The sequence below is a fragment of the Ornithinibacillus salinisoli genome, from assembly GCF_042684965.1.
GTDB lineage: Bacteria > Bacillota > Bacilli > Bacillales > Amphibacillaceae > Ornithinibacillus > Ornithinibacillus salinisoli.
This window is the reverse complement of record NZ_JBHUMI010000009.1, coordinates 205,120-226,504: the sequence shown is the minus strand read 5'-3', so window position 1 is coordinate 226,504 and position 21,385 is coordinate 205,120. Positions and strand designations below refer to the sequence as shown.

Annotated in this window: 23 protein-coding genes; all 23 read right to left on the bottom strand. The window is 36.1% G+C overall.

What is annotated here, in order from left to right; genetic code table 11:
* Positions 1 to 2 precede the first annotated feature (2 nt).
* The 23 genes from flgB to ftsY all read right to left on the bottom strand — a co-directional run bounded on the left by flgB (position 3) and on the right by ftsY (position 21,381).
* Positions 3 to 398 carry a flagellar basal body rod protein FlgB gene (gene flgB, locus ACFSTA_RS06000; protein ID WP_377555680.1) on the bottom strand — a complete coding sequence of 132 codons (396 nt, stop codon included), beginning with the start codon at positions 396 to 398 and terminating at the stop codon, positions 3 to 5.
* A 306-nt stretch (positions 399 to 704) separates the two neighbouring features.
* Positions 705 to 1,484, bottom strand: coding sequence for a GTP-sensing pleiotropic transcriptional regulator CodY (gene codY / locus ACFSTA_RS05995; protein WP_377555679.1), 780 nt, complete (start codon positions 1,482 to 1,484; stop codon positions 705 to 707).
* Between the two features lie 35 nt (positions 1,485 to 1,519).
* The gene (gene hslU / locus ACFSTA_RS05990) at positions 1,520 to 2,914 is read right to left on the bottom strand and encodes an HslU--HslV peptidase ATPase subunit (RefSeq protein WP_377555677.1); all 1,395 of its coding nucleotides are present in this window, start codon (positions 2,912 to 2,914) and stop codon (positions 1,520 to 1,522) included.
* 18 nt (positions 2,915 to 2,932) lie between these two features.
* Positions 2,933 to 3,478, bottom strand: a complete 546-nt coding sequence (hslV, locus tag ACFSTA_RS05985) for an ATP-dependent protease subunit HslV (RefSeq protein ID WP_377555675.1) — start codon at positions 3,476 to 3,478, stop codon at positions 2,933 to 2,935.
* Between the two features lie 25 nt (positions 3,479 to 3,503).
* Positions 3,504 to 4,412, bottom strand: a complete 909-nt coding sequence (gene xerC, locus ACFSTA_RS05980; protein WP_377555674.1) for a tyrosine recombinase XerC — start codon at positions 4,410 to 4,412, stop codon at positions 3,504 to 3,506.
* Between the two features lie 391 nt (positions 4,413 to 4,803).
* Complete coding sequence (topA, locus tag ACFSTA_RS05975; RefSeq protein ID WP_377555673.1) at positions 4,804 to 6,879, bottom strand: type I DNA topoisomerase; 2,076 nt, start codon at positions 6,877 to 6,879, stop codon at positions 4,804 to 4,806.
* 194 nt (positions 6,880 to 7,073) lie between these two features.
* Positions 7,074 to 7,961, bottom strand: a complete 888-nt coding sequence (gene dprA / locus ACFSTA_RS05970; RefSeq protein ID WP_377555671.1) for a DNA-processing protein DprA — start codon at positions 7,959 to 7,961, stop codon at positions 7,074 to 7,076.
* An 80-nt stretch (positions 7,962 to 8,041) separates the two neighbouring features.
* On the bottom strand, positions 8,042 to 8,944 hold the full coding sequence (sucD, locus tag ACFSTA_RS05965; protein ID WP_377555670.1) for a succinate--CoA ligase subunit alpha: 903 nt from the start codon (positions 8,942 to 8,944) through the stop codon (positions 8,042 to 8,044).
* Positions 8,945 to 8,982: 38 nt separating this feature from the next.
* Complete coding sequence (gene sucC / locus ACFSTA_RS05960; RefSeq protein WP_377555668.1) at positions 8,983 to 10,143, bottom strand: ADP-forming succinate--CoA ligase subunit beta; 1,161 nt, start codon at positions 10,141 to 10,143, stop codon at positions 8,983 to 8,985.
* A 93-nt stretch (positions 10,144 to 10,236) separates the two neighbouring features.
* Positions 10,237 to 10,518: an EscU/YscU/HrcU family type III secretion system export apparatus switch protein gene (locus ACFSTA_RS05955; protein ID WP_377555667.1), complete on the bottom strand. Its 282-nt coding sequence runs from the start codon at positions 10,516 to 10,518 to the stop codon at positions 10,237 to 10,239.
* Entirely contained in the window at positions 10,515 to 12,287 is a 1,773-nt protein-coding gene (locus ACFSTA_RS05950) for a hypothetical protein (RefSeq protein ID WP_377555666.1), read from the bottom strand. The genes ACFSTA_RS05955 and ACFSTA_RS05950 overlap by 4 nt, the downstream gene beginning before the upstream one ends.
* 33 nt (positions 12,288 to 12,320) lie before the next feature.
* Positions 12,321 to 13,106, bottom strand: a complete 786-nt coding sequence (locus tag ACFSTA_RS05945; protein WP_377555664.1) for a ribonuclease HII — start codon at positions 13,104 to 13,106, stop codon at positions 12,321 to 12,323.
* A 1,012-nt stretch (positions 13,107 to 14,118) separates the two neighbouring features.
* A complete protein-coding gene (ylqF, locus tag ACFSTA_RS05940) occupies positions 14,119 to 14,970 on the bottom strand; it encodes a ribosome biogenesis GTPase YlqF (RefSeq protein ID WP_377555662.1) in 852 nt (283 codons plus the stop codon).
* Positions 14,971 to 14,977: 7 nt separating this feature from the next.
* A complete protein-coding gene (lepB, locus tag ACFSTA_RS05935; protein WP_377555660.1) occupies positions 14,978 to 15,538 on the bottom strand; it encodes a signal peptidase I in 561 nt (186 codons plus the stop codon).
* A gap of 133 nt (positions 15,539 to 15,671) precedes the next feature.
* On the bottom strand, positions 15,672 to 16,016 hold the full coding sequence (gene rplS, locus ACFSTA_RS05930; protein WP_377555659.1) for a 50S ribosomal protein L19: 345 nt from the start codon (positions 16,014 to 16,016) through the stop codon (positions 15,672 to 15,674).
* Between the two features lie 253 nt (positions 16,017 to 16,269).
* Positions 16,270 to 17,004: a tRNA (guanosine(37)-N1)-methyltransferase TrmD gene (gene trmD / locus ACFSTA_RS05925; protein ID WP_377555658.1), complete on the bottom strand. Its 735-nt coding sequence runs from the start codon at positions 17,002 to 17,004 to the stop codon at positions 16,270 to 16,272.
* Complete coding sequence (gene rimM, locus ACFSTA_RS05920; RefSeq protein WP_377555657.1) at positions 17,004 to 17,519, bottom strand: ribosome maturation factor RimM; 516 nt, start codon at positions 17,517 to 17,519, stop codon at positions 17,004 to 17,006. The genes trmD and rimM overlap by 1 nt, the downstream gene beginning before the upstream one ends.
* An 11-nt stretch (positions 17,520 to 17,530) precedes the next feature.
* Positions 17,531 to 17,920 (bottom strand): YlqD family protein, encoded by a 390-nt coding sequence (locus ACFSTA_RS05915; RefSeq protein WP_377555656.1) that lies wholly within the window; start codon positions 17,918 to 17,920, stop codon positions 17,531 to 17,533.
* Between the two features lie 77 nt (positions 17,921 to 17,997).
* A complete protein-coding gene (locus tag ACFSTA_RS05910; protein WP_377555655.1) occupies positions 17,998 to 18,225 on the bottom strand; it encodes a KH domain-containing protein in 228 nt (75 codons plus the stop codon).
* A 15-nt stretch (positions 18,226 to 18,240) separates the two neighbouring features.
* Entirely contained in the window at positions 18,241 to 18,513 is a 273-nt protein-coding gene (rpsP, locus tag ACFSTA_RS05905) for a 30S ribosomal protein S16 (RefSeq protein ID WP_377555654.1), read from the bottom strand.
* A gap of 104 nt (positions 18,514 to 18,617) precedes the next feature.
* Positions 18,618 to 19,964, bottom strand: a complete 1,347-nt coding sequence (ffh, locus tag ACFSTA_RS05900; protein WP_377555653.1) for a signal recognition particle protein — start codon at positions 19,962 to 19,964, stop codon at positions 18,618 to 18,620.
* Between the two features lie 11 nt (positions 19,965 to 19,975).
* Entirely contained in the window at positions 19,976 to 20,302 is a 327-nt protein-coding gene (locus ACFSTA_RS05895) for a putative DNA-binding protein (protein ID WP_377555652.1), read from the bottom strand.
* 83 nt (positions 20,303 to 20,385) lie between these two features.
* Entirely contained in the window at positions 20,386 to 21,381 is a 996-nt protein-coding gene (gene ftsY / locus ACFSTA_RS05890; protein ID WP_377555651.1) for a signal recognition particle-docking protein FtsY, read from the bottom strand.
* Between the last annotated feature and the right edge of the window lie 4 nt (positions 21,382 to 21,385).

Here is a 21,385-nt window from a genome sequence, read left to right as displayed (position 1 = left end):
AATTATCTTCCTCCTCTAATGACAGATTGTAAACTACTGAACTTTCCATTAAGACGATCTACCAAAGCTTGGTAATAGATTTGATTTTTAGCTAATTCCGACATTTCTTTATCGACGTCAACGTTATTACCGTTATGATTATAAGCTGTTTCATTGTTTGTAACTATTTTATAGGGTGTGTGTTGACTTTCTCCAAATGGGATATGTCGTGCATCCGTACGTTTAGCAGAAGTTGAATTAGCTAGCGCATCGTTCAACACGTTTTTAAAAACGACATCCTGCGACTTATAATTTGGTGTATCAACATTTGCTATGTTTGTAGAAATGGTTTGATTTTTCATTGTGGCGTAGTCGAGTGACTTTTCAAGCGATTGGATTGTTCCTCCAAATAAATTCATTTTTTCACCCTCCCTGTTTACTAAAAATAATAAAGAAATATTTTTTTATACAAAAACCGACATAAATAGATAATTCCCTACGAATATTGTAATTTATTTACCCATTAAAGTCTATCAAATTTCGACATATTTCCTTTTAACGGGGGCAAAATAGTTATAATTTACTAGGATGATATAACCAACACAAAACCTATAGATGATGAATACTTAATAGAAAGTAAAATACACAAAAAAAGTTAGCAGGATTAGCTGCTAACTTTTTTTGTGTATTTTTATCATTTTGTAACGTAAGGATTCTATAATCCCTTATCTTGAACGTAATTTTTCTAATTCTACAAGGAACTTATCATTAAGTACTTTAATGTATGTTCCTTTCATTCCTAGTGAACGGGATTCGATAACTCCAGCACTTTCTAATTTACGAAGTGCATTTACGATAACAGAGCGTGTAATTCCTACTCGGTCAGCTATCTTACTTGCAACAAGTAGTCCTTCCTTACCATTCAATTCTTCAAAGATATGATCAATTGCCTCTAACTCACTATAAGAAAGAGAGCTAATTGCCATTTGAACAACTGCTTTACTTCTAGCTTCCATTTCAATTTCTTCTGTTTTTTCATGTAAAATTTCCATTCCAACAACGGTTGCGCCATATTCAGCTAGCAATAGGTCATCGTCATTAAAGCTTTCCGTTAATCTACCAATGATTAACGTACCTAACCTTTCTCCGCCTCCAATAATTGGAATAATTGTTGTCAAACCACTTTTAAATAATTCACGGTTCTCAACCGGAAATACAGTATAAGGACTATCAATTTCAAGGTTTGCTGTAGTTTCGTGAATGTGGAAAAGTCCTTCCGTGTACTCCTCTGGGAATTGTCTTTCTTCTAGCATCCCTTTCATGCGTTCATTTTCGATCTCTTGGTTAATAGCGAAACCTAATAATTTACCTCTTCTACTTAAGATGAACACATTTCCTTTAATAACATCTGTTAAAGATGCAGCCATGTCGTTAAAGTTAACTGACTTCCCTGTTGCTTTTTGTAACATTGCATTAATTTTTCTTGCGCGATTTAAAAGTTCCATAATGATCCTCCATTTTTTAAATAATTATTAGTTTTTTATAAAATAAATTGACTTAAGTCCTTATTTTTTACGATAGTACTAAGTTTCCCATCTACATAATTAGGAGTTATTTCGATAGTCTCCATATTAATATCAGGGGCTTCAAATGATAAATCTTCTAATAGTTTTTCTAGAATGGTATGAAGTCTTCTAGCACCAATATTATCAGTATCTTGGTTAACTTGATAAGCGATCTCAGCTAATCTATTAACAGCTTGGTCTGTAAATACAACATTTATACCTTCTGTTTTCAACAATGCTTCATATTGTTTTAATAAAGCATTTGAAGGTTCCTTTAAAATTCGTTTAAAATCTTCTACAGACAGTTTTTCGAGTTCCACGCGAATCGGAAATCTACCTTGTAATTCAGGAATTAGGTCTGATGGTTTAGCCATATGGAATGCACCTGCTGCAATAAATAACATATGATCTGTTTTAACTGGACCATGTTTAGTGACAACAGTTGACCCTTCTACAATAGGTAAAATATCGCGTTGTACACCTTCTCTTGAAACATTAGGAGAATTGTCTTGTTTGCCAGCTACTTTATCAATTTCATCGATAAAGATGATACCGGATTGTTCTGCGCGTTCAATAGCTTCCTGAGCAACCTCTTCCATATCAACCATTTTTTGCGCCTCTTGCTGTGTCAACACTTCTCTCGCCTCAGAAACAGGTAGTTTTCGCTTCTTTTTCTTTTTTGGCATAAACTGACCAAATGCATCCTGCATATTCATTCCCATTTGCTCCATGCCCGATCCTTGTAACATATCAAACATAGATGGTGGCATTTCTTCTATTTCAACTGTTACAATATGATCTTCCAACTCGCCAAGTGATAATTGATGTTCGATTCGTTGTCGTTTATTTCTTATTTCTTCATTTTTTTCTGGTTCGTGATCATCTTCATTTGAATTTCCCTGACCAGAAAAAAGCATTTCAAAAGGATTCGTCATCGTTGACTGTTTTTTAGCTTGAGGTACAAGTAGCTTTACTAGTTGTTTATTTGCCTCAACTTTCGCCTTTTCCATAACTTGGCTCATCTTTTCTTCTTTTACCATTCTCATGGACATTTCAACGACGTCACGAACCATTGATTCTACATCTCGACCGACATAACCAACCTCTGTGAATTTTGTAGCCTCTACTTTCACAAAAGGGGCACCAACTAACCTCGCTAACCTTCTTGCTATTTCCGTTTTACCTACCCCGGTAGGACCTATCATCAATATATTTTTGGGGACAATCTCATCTTTAATTTTCTCATCAAGCTGTGTTCTTCGATAACGGTTCCTAAGTGCTACAGCAACCGATTTTTTAGCATTTTGTTGTCCTATAATGTATTGATCTAATTGATTTACAATTTGCCTTGGAGTAAAATTTAGTCCCATGATCACATGGCCTCCTTATTAGTCAAGTACTTCCAGCGTAATGTGATTATTCGTATAAACACATATATCACCCGCAATTTCCATTGCTGCCTGTGCAATTTCTTTTGCTGATAAATGATCAGAATAGTTAACTAGTGCTCTACCCGCACTCAAAGCATAGTTACCACCAGAACCAATTGCAAGAATACCATCATCTGGCTCTATTACTTCTCCTGTACCTGATACTAATAGCATATTGTCCTTATTCATTACAATCAACATCGCTTCTAGCTTTCGTAGCACTTTATCACTTCGCCACTCTTTAGCTAATTCGACTGCAGCACGAGTTAAATTTCCGTTATAAGCTTCTAGCTTAGCTTCAAATTTTTCAAATAATGTAAAAGCATCAGCAACAGAACCAGCAAATCCAGCTAAAACTTTTCCGTTAAATAACCTTCGTACTTTTTTGGCTGTATGCTTCATTACAACAGCATTTCCTAATGTTACTTGCCCATCTCCACTCATTGCACATTCACCATTATGCATAACTGCAAAAATCGTAGTTGCATGTATTTCATGCGCCAATAAAATCACCTCATCGCCTATATTCTTAATCATTAGCTCTTGGGTGGCTGTTCAAATAAATTTTCCGCAAATGATCTTTAGTAACATGTGTATAAACCTGTGTAGATGATAAATTCTCATGTCCTAACATCTCCTGGACTGTACGTAAATCGGCTCCTTCATTTAACATATGTGTTGCAAAAGTATGCCTTAATTTATGCGGGTGTACATGAACAGTAAGTGCAGCTTTTTCTACCATTTTCTTTAAAATCAGTCGAATTCCTCTATCTGTCAGAGGTTTACCACGAGAATTTAAAAAGACACATTCCGTTTCTATATTTGATTTATGCAAAAGCTTTTGTCTACCATCTTGTATGTAAGTGTTCAAGGCTTTTTCAGCAAAACTACCAAATGGGATGTACCTTTCCTTTCTCCCTTTACCAGAAACAAGAATTGTTCCAATAGAGAAATCGATATTACCTAAGGTTAATTTCTGGCATTCGCTTACCCTTATTCCAGTAGCATAGAGTATTTCTAAAATAGCTTGATCTCTTTGCCCTAATGGATCCGTAAGATCATTTATCTCAAAAAGCTTTTCTAGCTCTTCCATATATAAAAATCCCGGAATCGGTTTAGATGCTTTAGGTAATGTTACGTTAATAAATGGATTCATTGTAACGATTAATTCTCTTTCAAGAAACCTAAAAAAGCTTCTCAAGCTCGATATCTTTCTCGAAACACTTCTTCGAGATAATTGTTGATTATACAACTGAGTTAAAAATACTCGGACAATACGTTGATCTATCATTTCCAAATCATGAATACTTTCTTGCTGTAGAAATAAAAAAAACGTTTCTATATCCTGAAGATAATATTTAACAGTATATGGTGAAGCGTTTTTCTCGATTTGCAAATACTCGTTAAAGTCCTTACTATAAGTAGAAAAACTAATCAATTTTTCACCTCTTTGAACAGCGAATAAATCATAACACACAATGAATAGGAAATGCAATTAACTTAACAAAATTGTAACAAAATTCTGAATTGATTTCAAGGAAATTGATTTAACGCTATGAAACAACGTAAATAAAGAATTTATTTGTTACTGTCAAGTACTTCACCTTACCAAGACGTAATTATATCTTGTTCATAATGAATAGTCAACAATTACAAATTTAAAATGTTTATTAAATATTGTATACCCTTAAAATATTTAGATATACATGTTAATTTACATTTTTTAGTTATATTCCACCTATTATTTCCTTAAAACCTAAAAAGTAAAACTACATCCTTACAATATTCTCACAAACTAAACCCGGCTGCCCATAACAGCCGGGTTAACTTTACTGAACTTTTTCCTTATAGTCGCATTCTGTGCATTGTATTTGAACTTCTTTTTTACTGCGTTTTTCCACAAGAAGTGATTCACATTTTGGACAAGGTCTTGAAATTGGTTTATCCCACGATACGAAATCACATTCGGGGAACTGATCACAACCGAAAAATACTCTTCGCTTCTTGGACTTTCTTTCAACCACGTTTCCTTCTTTACATTTTGGACAGGTTACGCCAATCTCCTTTAGGATCGGTTTTGTATTGCGACACTCAGGGAAGTTTGAACATGCTAAGAACTTTCCATATCTACCCATTTTGTATACCATTTCATGACCGCAATTTTCACAGTCGATTCCTGCAGGCTCATCCCTTATTTCAATTTTTTCCATCTCTTTTTCTGCTATATCAAGACGTTTATGGAAATCACCATAAAAGTCATCTAACAGTTTGATCCATTCGACTTTACCTTCCTCGATTGCATCAAGATCACTTTCCATTTTAACAGTAAAGTCCACATCAATGATTTCCGGGAAGAATTCCTTCAATAAGTCAACAACAATAACACCAAGTTCCGTTGGCACAAATCGCTTATGGTCAATTGTTACGTATCCTCTACGCTGAATCGTATCCAATGTAGGGGCATAGGTAGAAGGTCGACCAATTCCTTGTTCTTCCATTGTCCGAACAAGGCGTGCTTCCGTATAGCGCGGAGGTGGTTGCGTGAAATGTTGGTTCGGTGTGATTTCTTCAGCATTCACAAGAGAACCTTCATCCATGTCTGGTAACAATTTGTCTTCATCTTTCTTGTTATCATCATTTCCTTCCACATAAACCTTCATAAATCCCTTAAATTTAATTTTTGAACCGGTTGCACGAAATTCTACATCACTATTAACTAAATGAATGGTCATCGTATCCAAAATAGCTGGTGCCATTTGACTAGCTAAAAAGCGTTCCCAAATTAGTTTGTAAAGGCGTAGTTGGTCACGAGACAATATCTCCTTCAAGGACTTTGGATCACGCATTACTGAAGTAGGACGGATTGCTTCATGAGCATCTTGTGAACCTTCTTTTTGCTTTTCCGCTTTCTCCGTACCTAAATACTCGTTACCAAACTGTTCCTGTATATAACCCTTTGCCTCTTCTTTAGCTGTATTTGAAATTCTTGTTGAGTCAGTACGCATATATGTAATTAGACCTGTAATACCACCGGCCTTCTTACCTAGATCAATTCCCTCATACAATTGTTGCGCTACCATCATCGTTTTCCTAGCACGAAAATTTAATTTCCGAGCAGCCTCTTGTTGCAAGGATGATGTCGTGAATGGTTTCGCTGGATTACGTTTTCGTTCTCTCTTATTCACTTTATCTGCAGTAAATTTTCGATCATCTAATTTTTTTAGAACTTCATTAACTTCTTCTTCTGATTTCAACTCTTGTTTTTTTCCATTAATACCATAAAAGGCTCCCCGGAAGGTTTCTTTATCTTTCTGGAAATCAGCTTCAATGGACCAATATTCTTCCGGTTTAAAGTTTTCTATCTCTTTTTCTCTATCAATAATCATTTTAAGAGCAACTGATTGTACACGACCAGCACTTAAACCCTTTTTAACTTTTTTCCATAATAAAGGGCTAATATTATAACCGACTAAACGGTCTAGGATTCTTCTCGCCTGTTGGGCATCCACTAAATCCAAGTCAATGGAGCGCGGATTTTTAAATGAATCTTTAATTGCATCCTTCGTTATTTCGTTGAACACTACTCGACATTCAGAATCTTCATCCACGTTTAAAATATGTGCTAAATGCCATGCAATTGCTTCCCCTTCACGATCCGGGTCAGCCGCTAAGTATATTTTTTTGGCTTTCTTAGCTGCCTTTTTTAAATCTTTTAAAACATCGCCTTTACCACGAATTGTAATATACTTAGGTTTAAATTGTTCTTCAACATCAACGCCCATTTGACTTTTGGGTAAGTCGCGAACATGTCCCATTGAAGCTTTTACTTTATATTTCTTTCCTAAGTAACGTTCAATTGTCTTTGCTTTTGCAGGTGATTCAACAATCACTAAATAATCTGCCATAAATTCTCCTCCAATTGAGGTTGCATTTTAGAAACAACAATGTCTCCTAAATCTCTTCATTATTAAGGTATTAATATCATTATGATTCGTAAATCTTTTTCATTATAGAAATCTTCACTAATATTAAATATATACATCACTTTTGTCAAACATACTGTTATATGTTTTACCAAATAAAGACCCAACAACATAGTTTATATACGTAATGACTTCCAATTCTCTCCTATGATCTCCCAATCTTCAAGTAGATCTGTCGAAGTAGATACAAGCTTTGCGCCATCTTGAATCATTTGATGGCAGCCTTTCGTTTGGGGAATGAGTGGTGATCCAGGTACAGCATATACCTCTCTTCCTTGATCAAGGGCTTGGTCAACGGTAATTAATGTTCCGCTTTTCTCCATTGCTTCAATGACTAATGTTCCAAAACTTAAACCACTTATAATTCTATTCCTTTCCGGAAAATGAAAAGGTTTTGGAGAAACATTTGGAGGATATTCCGATAATACTAAACCATCTTTTTCCATTTGTTTAAAAAGTCCGAAATTTTGCCTCGGATAGATATGTTGAAATCCACCACCTAGAACAGCTACTGTTTTTCCATGTTCGGCAAGAGATAACCGATGGGCAAAACTATCGATTCCTTTTGCCATCCCACTAATTATGACCCAGCCTTCCTTGACAATCGGTTTTACAATGAGGGCTAATTTTGCCATTGCTTCGTTAGATGGGTTTCTCGTTCCAATTACACTAAGTGATGGTTTTTCGTCTAAAATAGTCGTATCCCCTATTGCATAGATGACAAGTGGAGCATCTTTAATTGTTTTTAACATAAAAGGGTAGTTTTCGTCAACTATTGAAATGATGGTATATCTGCTACTATCTTGAATAATTTGGTTGAATAACTTTTCATTGTGGAGGTCTTGATGAAATTGTGTAGCGTTCTTCATCGGTATATTTACCATATTACTTATCTTCGTGGATGATAAATTGTAGATTGCTTTTAAAGAGGGATCAAACTGGAGAATTTTTCGAATGGTTCGACGTGTAATACCACGACATTGATGAAGATGGATTAACTTCATTCGTATAGCTTTCAGATAAATCACTTCCTTTATTTAAATGTAGGAACCTAAAGGTTATCACCTTTAGGCTCCTATGTTAATTAATGAGTTTTACACTTTGCTACTAAATCATTTTCTTCTAATACTTTAATCATTGTTTCTCCCATAACTGCTGGAGTTTCAGCTACTTGGATACCACATTCATTCATGACACGGATTTTTTCTTCTGCAGTACCTTTACCACCAGAAATAATAGCTCCGGCATGTCCCATGCGTTTTCCTGGAGGTGCCGTTGCGCCACCAATGAATCCAACAACAGGTTTCTTCATATTTGCTTTAACCCATTCTGCCGCTTCTTCTTCCGCAGTACCACCAATTTCACCAATCATGATTACTGCTTCTGTTTCAGGATCCTCGTTAAATGCTTTCAGTACATCGATGAAATCTGTACCATTTACAGGGTCTCCACCGATACCTACAGCTGTAGACTGACCGAATCCAGCTTCTGATAATTGATGTACTGCTTCATATGTTAAGGTTCCAGAACGTGAAACAACACCAATATGTCCTTTTTTATGGATGTAACCAGGCATAATACCAATTTTACATTCTTCAGGTGTAATAACACCAGGGCAGTTAGGTCCTACAAGTCGAGTCTTTTTACCTTCCATATAACGTTTTACTTTTACCATATCCATTACTGGGATATGCTCTGTAATACAAATAACAAGATCTAGCTCGGCATCTACCGCTTCTAGAATAGCATCAGCTGCAAATGGAGCAGGAACATAGATTACGGATGCATTCGCTCCCGTTTTCGCTACAGCATCTTGCACTGTATTGAAAACTGGAACCCCTTCTACTTCCGTACCACCTTTTTTAGGTGTTACACCACCTACGATTTTTGTACCATATTCAAGCATTTGTTTTGTATGGAATTTAGCTGTACCACCAGTAATACCTTGAACAATTACTTTTGTATCTTTATTTATAAATACACTCATTTTCGTCCGTCCTTTCTATCTTTTTACGTAATATCAACTTATTTTACTAAGGAAACTATTTTTTCTGCTCCATCAGCCATAGATCCTGCTGATGTAATATTTAGGCCAGATTCATCAAGAATCTTTTTACCTAAATCAACATTTGTTCCTTCTAAACGTACAACAAGTGGAATTTCAAGACCTACTTGTTTTGTAGCCTCTACTACACCTTCAGCAATGACATCACATTTCATGATTCCACCGAAAATGTTCACAAAAATTCCTTTTACATTGGAATCGGACAAAATGATTTTAAATGCTTCTGTTACTTTTTCAGCTGTTGCGCCGCCCCCAACATCAAGGAAGTTTGCTGGGTCGCCACCATAGTGCTTAATGATGTCCATTGTAGACATCGCAAGCCCTGCTCCGTTTACCATACAGCCAATATTTCCATCTAAGGATATATAGCTAAGGTCATATTTAGATGCTTCAATTTCTTTTTCATCTTCTTCATCTAAATCACGTAATTCGAAAACGTCTTTTTGACGATATAAAGCGTTATCATCGAAATTTAATTTCGCATCTAATGCAAGCACTTCCCCATCACCTGTAGTAACAAGTGGATTTATTTCTGCAATAGAGCAATCTTTTTCCACAAATGCTTGATATAGACTCGTCATAAATTTAACCGCTTTACCAATTAATTCATCTGGTATATTTATGTTAAATGCTAGTCTACGAGCTTGGTACCCTGATAACCCTACTACTGGATCAATTACTTCTTTAAATATTTTTTCAGGAGTTTTTTCTGCTACTTCTTCAATTTCTGTACCGCCCTCTTCAGATGCCATCATAACAACTCGTGAAGTTGCACGGTCTAATACTAGCCCGACATAATATTCTTTCTGAATGTCACAGCCTTCTTCAATAAGTAAGCGTTTAACTTCTTTTCCTTCTGGACCTGTTTGATGTGTAACAAGGGTTTTACCTAGAATCTCATTTGCATATGTACGAACTTCATCTAGATTTTTTGCAACCTTTACTCCACCTGCTTTACCACGGCCACCAGCATGGATTTGTGCTTTTACTACTGAAACTTGTGATCCTAATTTCTCAGCAGATTCGACAGCTTCTTCCACTGTGTATGCTACATATCCATTTGGTACCTTTACACCATAGTTGCGCAAAATTTCTTTGCCTTGATATTCATGAATGTTCATGCTTTGTCCTCCCATCAAAATTCACTGCATTACCATTGTATTAAAAAATGAAAAATATAACAAGAATTGTAGAACAATAATGTCATTTATTTGTTAGTTTTTTTCTTCATCATTCAATTGTTGATCCGTATGATAGATAAATGCAAATACTTCAGCTACTGCCTGGTATAGCTCCTGGGGTATTTTTTCATTTATATTTAATTCTGCTAGCAATTCTACTAAGGAAGGGTCTTCGATAATAGGAACATCATTCATTTTTGCTTTTTCGATAATATTTTCAGCAATTAGCCCTTTTCCATTTGCCGTTACCTTAGGTACACTTTCACGATTGGGATCATATTGAAGCGCAGCGGCTTTCTGCCTTTTTTCTATCATATTCGGTAGTCAACTCCTTGATAAGATAATGGCTGTTTTATATAAGACGGATCAATTTGAGGTTCACTGTTCTGCTTTAAAGGTTTAAAAGAAATAGTAGATAGTTGATAATCCAACCCTTCTAACCCTTTTCGTAGTAAAGGCTTCAATGGATTCGACAGATTACTTATATCTAAATGATCATTAAATATCGTAATGGATACGGCGCGTTTTTGAATGTACATATCAATTATTGTTTCTTTAACATTTGCTAATTCCAAATAAAATAGAATCCGACAAAAATCAGGGTTTATTTCACCAGATTCCGTTTTTTTCCCTTCAAATTCTAGTTGTATATCTTTTGCTAACCCTAGTTTTTCTGCTGGGATAGTTAAGTTAGCTTGAAGTATGTTCATTGTTTCATTTACAGATTGTAGCTGCATTCCATTTATATAATGTAGAAGTTGCCTGGAATTATCTTGTACAGCTCCATCTGTTTGTTGAATCATTTGAATGAGCATCGACTTAATCGTCTGTAATTGCTTTTCAGGATTTTCATTTCCTATGCTACTTTCATAAGAAAGACCTGTACTAGATAACACCTGATTTAGTTGACTTAAAAACTGATCTTTTGGAGTACTTAAATTGGTTAAGATCTGATCGATTGTACGAAACGTTAGTTCATTAGACAACGTCTGTAATTGTGTAAACAATTGTCGTAATGCGGCACCAGTATTCTGTATTGGTATTTGTTGGTCCTTTTGTAATAATGGAGATAGATTTTTGGTTAAATCATTACGTATTTGTTCAAAAGATTGGTTTGTCATAGGTGTTTCCCGATTAATCGCTTGACTGAGGGATCTCTCCCATTTTTGTAATAGTTCACTAGCTGCTGCTTGAAGTCCATGTTTATTCTGGGCAAGGTGCTCCAACCTTGTATTAACTTCTGTTGATTGTAGTTGATATGGTAGTTTCTCCGTTGTACTTGGGCTATTCAACAAATTAGTAGATACATTTTTCTGTTTCATAAATGCTTCCCAACTATCTTTCCACTGCGAAAATTCTACCGAATGACTTACTCCTCCTGCAGCTTTCAACACATTTAACACAGATGGGGAATTGGTTGTAAAATCTGATACTATCTGTTTTACAAGCCCAGACCTTTCTCCCATTGGTGGTACCGTCAATTGCGTTAGTCTATTCAATAGGTTCTGTTGTAAATCTGTTTTTTGAATACCATTATGTAACGATAGGGATAGAGATTTCATTGCTTCAGAAAAATTGTTTGTATTTTTAGTTAATAGTGCTTGAAAAACGGAGTCTGACAAAGGTAGACGATTTTGAATCATACCCTTTATAATTTGTACTGCTTGTGGATGATTTCCAGCTCCTTCAAACAATTGTAATGCTTGTGCTAATTGCCCTCTATCAAATGGTATTTTCTCTTTTAGAAGTAATTGAACAAATGAAATATTAGTATTAGTCGTTCTAAATCCTAATTGTTCCAATAGTTGGAGTGTGTTTAACCGATCCTTCTGTTGTAATTGATGACCTAGTACACGCAAGTGAATGAGTGAATCTGTTGCTTTTACTTGAAAGTGGTAATTGGATCCAACCGTTAGGGAAGCTTCTAATTGTGCAACAAGTTGTCTGGAGCCAAGTTGTATTTGCGCTTTATTATTTGGAAAAAGTTTAATTATTTTACCTTGTACAATTTGACCGGTTCTTAACGGCTGTATTGATTCTGTCGTTTTTGTCATGCGATTTCCATTAATTTGCTGTATACTCATTCAAGTAACGCCACCCATCTATTCATTCACTATTCACTCATTTATATCATCTAGCATTACATTTCGAACAGGAGAAAAAGATTCACGATGATAAGGAGATGCACCATATTTTTTCAAATTATCCATATGGTGTTTCGTTCCATACCCCATATTGGATTGAAAATCATATACTGGATATTCCGTATGTATATCTTTCATAATCCTATCTCGTGTTACCTTTGCTAACACACTTGCGGCAGCAATAGATATACTTTTCGAATCACCTTTAATAATTGCCTCAGATGAACATGTTAATCCATCCAATTCTACAGCATCAATTAGTACATGGTCTGCAATGGGATTTAATTGAGAAATAGCATCTCGCATTGCTAGCTTCGTAGCTTCAAGGATATTGATATCATCTATCTGTTGATTAGTTACGATTGATATCCCAAAACTAACTGCATTTTCCTTAATAATTGTAAAAAATGCATTTCTTTGTGTTTCATTAAGTTGTTTAGAGTCATTCAACCCTATTAATCTAAAATCTTGCGGTAAAATAACTGCAGCTGCAACCACAGGACCTGCTAAAGGGCCACGACCAGCCTCATCAACTCCGGCAATATATCTGCATCCACTCGCATAATGATGATTCTCATAAAAACACATCTCTTCAAAGGCCAATTCTAATGCTTGTTCTTTTATTTTTTGCTTTTCATAGCCTTCAATTAGCATCTGAACACCTTTTCGGTTATCTTTTTTTAATTCCTGTAAGAGTTTATCGTCTATGTTATCTGTTCGAAATAACTGTTTTAAATTTGCTATGGATTGCTTTTTCATCATGGACACCTGTCTTTCTTGCTTTATATATCGGTAGAATCAAGAATTTTATTAATCCTTAAATAGTATGAGGCTCGGACATAACTTAATCTTTTCACTCTATGGACGAGCGAATACATGATAGAAAGTATAGAATGTATTTTTTCAACGGTAGAACCTTAAATTCATAGTTGATGGAAAATGTGCAGTAACTTTCGCTAGGATTTACTTTCTTTCACACATTTCGAAGGGATTGCTATACAACCACTCCGGCAGAATACTTCGCTTTTACTTCCAGCACAAGTGCGACATCTGTTCAAGCTCCTTTAGGTCGCTTTTACAGTGTCTACTTTGCCGCGGGCACGGCCTCAGCCATGGTACTTCTCGAATATGCTTCTTCGTTCCCTTGCGCCGAGGAAGCATGCTTCGGAGCGTAACTAGAAGACGCAGGCGCATCTCCGGGTTCTTCGGACACGTGCTGTTCCCGCAGGACAAATGTTTTCGGTGGGCCGAGTAATCGCAGGCCCAAGGAATGCTACGGCAGCATTGCATCGCACGAAGAAAATTGATTTATATTTTCGAGGAGTCTACGTATTCTGCCTACACTGATGGTGGTTCTCTGCTTATGGAGTGGTAGTAACCCATGCTATCAACATTTAGTGAGGCTCTTCTATCAATACATGTCATGAAGTTGTAATGCACTATTCTAGCGGAAGAAATACACGTAGACTCCGGGCGGGAGGAGAGGCATCGGTGAGACCCCACAGTGCGTAGCACGAGGAGGCTCACCAGCCGCCCGCGGAAAGCGAAGTGTATTTCTGGAGCCAGATTTGGTGCAGTACATTTAATTTTAGATTTCACCACGTTTTTCATAATAAGTTAATGCGCATTCTATATATTATTAGTAACAATATTTCCGAAAACACCCCAAAAAAAGAAAAATCCAAACTAATTCGAATTCTAATTGAAGAATTCTGAATCACAGTCCGGAATTTTCTTTGACTATAACAATTTTGTCCCAGCCTTATTACCTTTAAATTTCTTCTGGGGTTTCTAGTGTAATATTACCTAATCTCCCTGTACGAAGGTCTCGTATGACGATATCCGATACTTTATCGAAATTCACGTTTCCCCCACCTTCTAAAGCACCATGCTGTTTACCGATTTTGACAAAAATATCCCACATATCTTCCATATCTTTTTCGATTTGATAGCGTTCTTCAATCAGCTTCGGGTAATGTTCCTGCATGTACTTTATGACAAATGCTACTATATCTTGCAAGGAAAGTAATTGATCCTTAATCGTTCCAATTGCAGCTAAGCGGTACCCAACAATTTCATCTTCAAACTTGGGCCACAAAATTCCCGGTGTATCTAATAATTCAAAATCCTTTTTTACTTTAATCCAAAGCTGATGTTTAGTAACACCAGGGCGATCACCCGTTTTTGCGATCTTTTTATTTGCTAGTCGATTAATCAACGTCGATTTACCGACATTTGGAATACCAACAATCATAGCCCTTGCAGCTCGAGGCTGTATTCCTTTTTTCATGAGCTTTTCCATCTTCTCTTGACCTTGTTCTTTTGCTATTTGAATTACTCGCTTAATATCTGCTTTATCATTTACATTAATCGCAATCGCAGTAATGTCATTTTCCTGAAAATACGTAATCCACTTTTCCGTCTGCTTCTGATCTGCCAAATCCTTTTTCATTAACACAATCATTTTAGGTTTGTTTTGTAATACTTGATGTAGCATTGGATTTTGTGACGATAACGGTGCACGTGCATCTACTAGCTCCATCACGAAATCAACTAACTTTAACTTTTCCTCTACTTCACGTCTTGCTTTAGCCATATGGCCCGGAAACCATTGTATTGTCATGTTACCCCTACTTTCCTATCGTTTGCATACGGTCAAATGGCCAATAAATTATACTCGTAGTACCGACAATTTGTTCTGTGGAAATAAGACCCAACGCCCTACTATCCGTTGAATTGTTTCGGTTGTCACCTAAAACTAGTACATGTCCTTCTGGAATCACATCATGTCCACCTGGTAATTCTTCAAGTGTAAAGTCATTCGTTGGTCCTGGAAATGGTAATGCAGGATCTTGCTCTTTCGAATAAAAATTCTCTTCGACTGCTTCACCATTTATGTATAATACATTATTTTTAAATGCTACGTGTTCCCCTGGTAGACCGATAACACGCTTGATAAAATCTTTTTGTTCATTCGCATGAAAAACAACAATATCAAAACGGTCCGGTTCATTGAATCGATATTTAAACTTATTGACGATCATTTGATCTCGATCATGAAGTGTTGGTAGCATAGATGGACCATCGACGATAATTGGAGTGAAAAAGAATGTTCGAACGATAAATGCTAATGCAAAAGCAATTAATAATGCTTTCACCCAATCGAACCATTCACTTTTCCGTTTAGCCATTTACTAACCCCCGACCTACATATATGTATGTATTATTTTAAGCTAGTGATACTAGCTATTCAACTTTTTGGTTGAAAATATACGTAAAAAGGAGCCTGCACACTTTAGCAAAGCTCCTTTTCGAACATTTTTATTATCTACGTTCTTTAATACGTGCTGCTTTTCCACGTAGGTTACGAAGATAGTATAGTTTCGCACGACGAACAATACCACGACGTGTAACTTCGATTTTATCAATACGAGGTGAATGTACTGGGAAAGTACGTTCAACACCTACACCATAAGAAATCTTTCTTACTGTAAATGTCTCGCTGATTCCACCGTTTTGGCGTTTAATTACAACACCTTCGAATACCTGAATACGCTCACGTGTTCCTTCAACAACTTTAACGTGAACTTTTACAGTGTCACCCGGGCGGAAATCAGGATGATCCGTACGAAGTTGATCTTTTGTGATGTCTTCGATTATTTTTTGCATCCTGCTTCACTCCTTCCAAACCAATGCTCTTATCCCACTAGGCGACAGCGGAACATCGTTTATACGTGCTTAAATCACACTTAAGCACAATAATTAATATACCATAATAGACAGGTTAGTTCAACTACTAATATAAGTTTTTTAACTGTTTTATTTTAATAATTTCTTCTAGTAAAGTGCTATTTATATAGACTCCACAATAACGCAGTCACGTTTTCGCTCACACTATTATTGAAACGAAAGCTATTATAATCTAGAAATTGTCTTTGATTTCTTTCAGCATCTTTTGTTCAGCTTCTGATAAGGTATGATGATCTAATAATTCCTTACGTCGTTCATATGTCCGTTTAAGTGATTCCCGCTTCCGCCAATCATTTATTTTAGCGTGATCACCTGATAATAACACATCGGGAACTTTTAATCCTCTAAAATCAGCTGGCCTTGTATAGTGTGGATGTTCTAGTAACCCGGTTGAAAACGAATCTTGGGGAGCAGACTCCTCATTACCTAATACATCTGGTAATAGCCTAACAACACTATCCACAACAACCATAGCACCTAATTCTCCACCTGTTAAGACATAATCTCCTATTGAGATTTCATCGGTTATAAGATGTTCTCTAATTCTCTCATCATATCCCTCATAATGACCACAAATAAACACAAGATGGTCTTCTACGGCTAATTCTTCTGCTTTTTGTTGGTTATACTTTTCTCCTTGCGGGCACATCAAAATGATACGAGGTTTAGTTGCCTTATCCCTTTTTACCGATTCTACAGCATCAAATACAGGTTGAGGAGTTAAAACCATTCCTGCGCCTCCACCATAAGGGTAATCATCAACTTTATTATGCTTGTTTTCTGTATAATCTCGGAAATTAACAAGATTATAGCTGAATTTATCTTTTTCTTGGGCCTTTTTTAAGATTGATGAGTGAAAGACACTTTCAATCATTTCTGGAAATAATGTTAAAATATCAATATGCATTAGTCCAGCAGTCCTTCCATCGGATCAATAACAATTCGCTTCGCTTCAACATCTATTTCTTTAACAACATCTTCAATATACGGGATTAAGATCTCTTTTCCTTTTTTCGGTTTAATCACCCAGACGTCGTTTGCACCTGGTGATAAAATTTCCTTTACGAAGCCGAGTTCTTCTTGAGTTGTAGTTAGAACTTCACAACCAATAATCTCATGATAATAAAATTCATTCTCTTCTAAGTCTGTTAGTTGGTCTTCTGAGATTTTAAGATATGATCCCTTAAAGTGTTCGACATCATTTATATTATCGTGTTTTTCGAAGTGAAGAAGATCAAAACCTTTATGAATTCGATGTCCATCTATGACTAACGGTCTGATATCCTTATTCTCTAAAGCAACATAAACCGTCTCACCTACTTGAAATCGCTCATCAAAATCACTGATTCGTAGTACCTTTACATCCCCACGAATACCGTGCGTATTTACTATTTTTCCTATATTAAACATATTTTCTGTCATACGATCACCTGCTATTTATCTATCCTAATAACAACATCATCTTTTATAACGATTGCTGTTTGTTCCATTATTTCATTCCAATGCGATCCAACGCTCACTTCAACAAGAGCTTCAACTTCTTTTTCTACGATTTCACTACCAATAGCTAGCATATCCAATTGTTCCATTTTAAAATCGATCAGCTTTACTTTTTCTTTGCGTTTTTTAATCTCTTGTTGAAAACGTTCGGAAATATCCTGTTTAGATACCCCAGGCTTGTTTTGTAATTTACGCTGTTCAAATAGCAATTGTTGACACTCTTGCTCAAGTCGCATTTTCGTATCCATGAATTTCGTCTTTAACTTCTCTTTACTTTTCTCTGTAATGATTTGTTTGATTAGGACCTTTTTAATAATTTTCATATTCCTCACCCTCACTAAACAAATTCAGTTAGAATCAATCAGAGATGTGTAAAAAGGGAAAGGTATCCCCTTTCCCTTTACATAATATCCAAATAAATTCGCTTTTCTGCGTCCGATTTTGCTGCATAAACAACTGTTCGAATCGCTTTTGCAATACGCCCATTTTTCCCAATAACTTTCCCTACATCTTCTTGATTTACAGTGAGATGGTAAACAATTTTTGTTTCTTCTTCTGTCTCTGTCACGACGACATCTTCTGGATGATCAACAAGTGGTGTAACGATAGATTCGATTAGGGCTTTCATGATTATCACACTACTTTACTTTTGATTTTTCAGTTCGTGGAATTTTTTCATGATGCCTTCATTTGAGAAAAGGTTGCGTACTGTATCACTTGGTTTTGCACCTTTCGTCATCCAATCAAGTGCTTTTTCTTCATCTATTTTAACTTCAACTGGATTAACTACTGGGTTATATGTTCCAATTTGCTCAATAGAACGTCCGTCACGAGGAGAACGTGAATCAGCTACAACGATACGGTAAAATGGATTTCTTTTAGATCCCATACGTTTTAAACGAATTTTTACTGCCATGTTTTCTTGCACCTCCATAAATTATGTTTATCATAAAATGTTTATCACAAGTTTAAATTCTAACAGAAACTTGTTCGTCTGTAAAGTGTTTTTACATTACAACATTACATAAACGGAAAATTAAAGCCACCTTTGCCTTTTTTTCCTTTTTGCATATTGGTCATTTGCTTCATCATTTTTTTCATTTCATCAAACTGTTTCAGAAGTCTATTTACCTGTGATACGGATGTCCCAGATCCTTTAGCAATTCGTTTTTTTCGGCTTGCGTTCATCAAGCTTGGATCTTGGCGTTCCTTTTTTGTCATAGATTGAATAATTGCCTCTACATGAGCAAGTTGTTTCTCATCTAGTTGTGCGTTTTTTAACCCCTTCATTTTGTTAGCACCTGGAATCATTGCCATCAAATCCTCAAGGGGGCCCATATTTTTCACTTGACCCATTTGTTCTAAGAAATCATCAAATGTAAAAGACATGGTACGCATTTTTTCTTCTAAAGCTTTGGCTTGTTTTTCATCAACATTCGTTTGAGCTTTTTCGATTAATGATAATACATCACCCATACCTAAAATACGGGAAGCCATACGTTCTGGATGAAATGGTTCCAATTGATCCAATTTTTCACCCATACCAGCAAATTTAACCGGTTTATCTGTTACAGCTTTAATAGATAACGCTGCTCCCCCACGGGTATCACCATCCAGCTTTGTTAATACTACTCCTGATATATCAAGCTGTTCATTAAAGCTTTCAGCAACATTTACCGCATCCTGACCAGTCATCGCATCTACAACTAGGAAAATTTCATCTGGTTTAACTGTCGCTTTAATTTGCTCTAGTTCTTCCATTAAGTCTGAATCAACATGAAGTCGTCCAGCCGTATCTATGATCACATAATCATTATGTTCCTCTTTAGCTTGCTCCATTGCTTTTTTGGCAATATCTACTGGATTTGCTTCTGTACCCATCGAAAAAACAGGCATGCTAAGCTGTTCTCCAAGTGTTTCCAATTGATTAATCGCAGCTGGACGATAGACATCACATGCTACTAATAGTGGTGAACGATTATGTTTTTTGCGTAAGTGATTAGCTAATTTTCCAGTTGTGGTCGTTTTACCTGCACCTTGTAAACCGACCATCATTATAACGGTTGGCGGGCGATCAGCAACTGCAATTTTGCTTTGCTCTCCCCCCATTAATTCCGTTAATTCTTCCTTAACCACTTTAATGACTTGTTGTCCAGGTGTTAAGCTTTCCATTACCTCCTGTCCAACAGCACGCTCCTTAATACGTTTAACTAAATCCTTAACCACTTTAAAGTTAACATCCGCTTCTAGCAATGCTAAACGGACTTCACGAGTCATTTCTTTTACATCTTGTTCGGAAACTTTCCCTTTACCAGTAATCTTTTTAATTGTATCTTGTAAACGGTCGGCCAATCCTTCAAATGCCATGGAAGTTCCCCCTAATCTAATTCTTTTAATTGATCAATCAACGAAATTATACGATCTGCACCTAGTGCTTTACCCTCTTTTTCAAGCTCCTTCATTAAACCGGATCGTTGCTGAAATTTATCATATAAGTGCAGTTTCTCCTCATATGATTCTAGCATCGACTCTGTTCGCTTAATGTTGTCATATACTGCTTGACGAGACACCTGAAATAACTCAGATATTTCACCTAAAGAATAGTCCTCTAGATAATACATTTCCATATAATTTTGTTGTTTGGGTGTTAGTAATGCTTGATAAAAGTCTAATAAATAATTTATTCGTGTTGTTTTCTCTAGCATGTCCCCACCCCTTGTTAAGTGAAAATCCTTTACATTTCATGATAACGAATTAATACAATCATTGCAAGTCTCGTTTTCAAGTCTTATTCACTTGTTTCTTCTAACATATCAGCAAATAAGCCATAAACGAAAGCATTTGCATCAAATTTCTGTAAATCTTCTAGTTGTTCACCAAGACCAACATATTTAACAGGTATATTTAGTTCATTTCGAATTGCTAACACAATACCACCTTTAGCAGTACCGTCGAGTTTCGTTAATACTATTCCTGATACATCCGTTGCTTCAGAAAATGTTTTAGCTTGACTTAATGCATTTTGACCAGTAGTTGCATCTAAAACGAGTAATACTTCGTGAGGTGCTCCTGGAACTTCACGTTCTATAACGCGCTTGACCTTTGCAAGTTCATTCATTAAGTTCACCTTGTTTTGTAATCTACCAGCTGTATCACATATTAAAACATCAGCATTTCGAGATTTTGCTGCTTTAATACCATCAAAAATTACGGCTGCTGGATCACTACCGGCGTTTTGTTTGATGACACCAACGTCTGCACGTTCGCCCCAAACTTCTAGTTGCTCTATAGCACCTGCACGGAATGTATCTCCTGCTGCTAACACAACATTTTTCCCCTGCTGTTTTAATTGATGGGCAAGCTTTCCTATGGAAGTTGTTTTACCTACACCATTCACACCGACGACTAAGATAATTGATAAATCATTGTCTTGTATGTTAAGTTCCTCTATTTCCTCGTCTTCGTCACCGTAATAAATCTCTACAAGTTTTTCTGAAATGACATCTTTTACTTCTTTTGAATCTTTGATGTTTCGGCGCTTCACTTCCATTTTTAATTCATCGATTAAGTCCATTACTGTCATTACCCCGACATCGGCTGAAATTAGAACTTCTTCTAATTCTTCAAAAAAGTCTTCATCGACCTTGCGATATCGAGCAATTAGGTCATTTAATTTTCCTGAAAAAGAATTTCTTGTTTTTTTCATACCTTCTTTATATTTTGTTGATACATCTTCTGTATCATTTTGTTTAAATTTATTTTTTAATTTATCCATGAAACCCACGTTC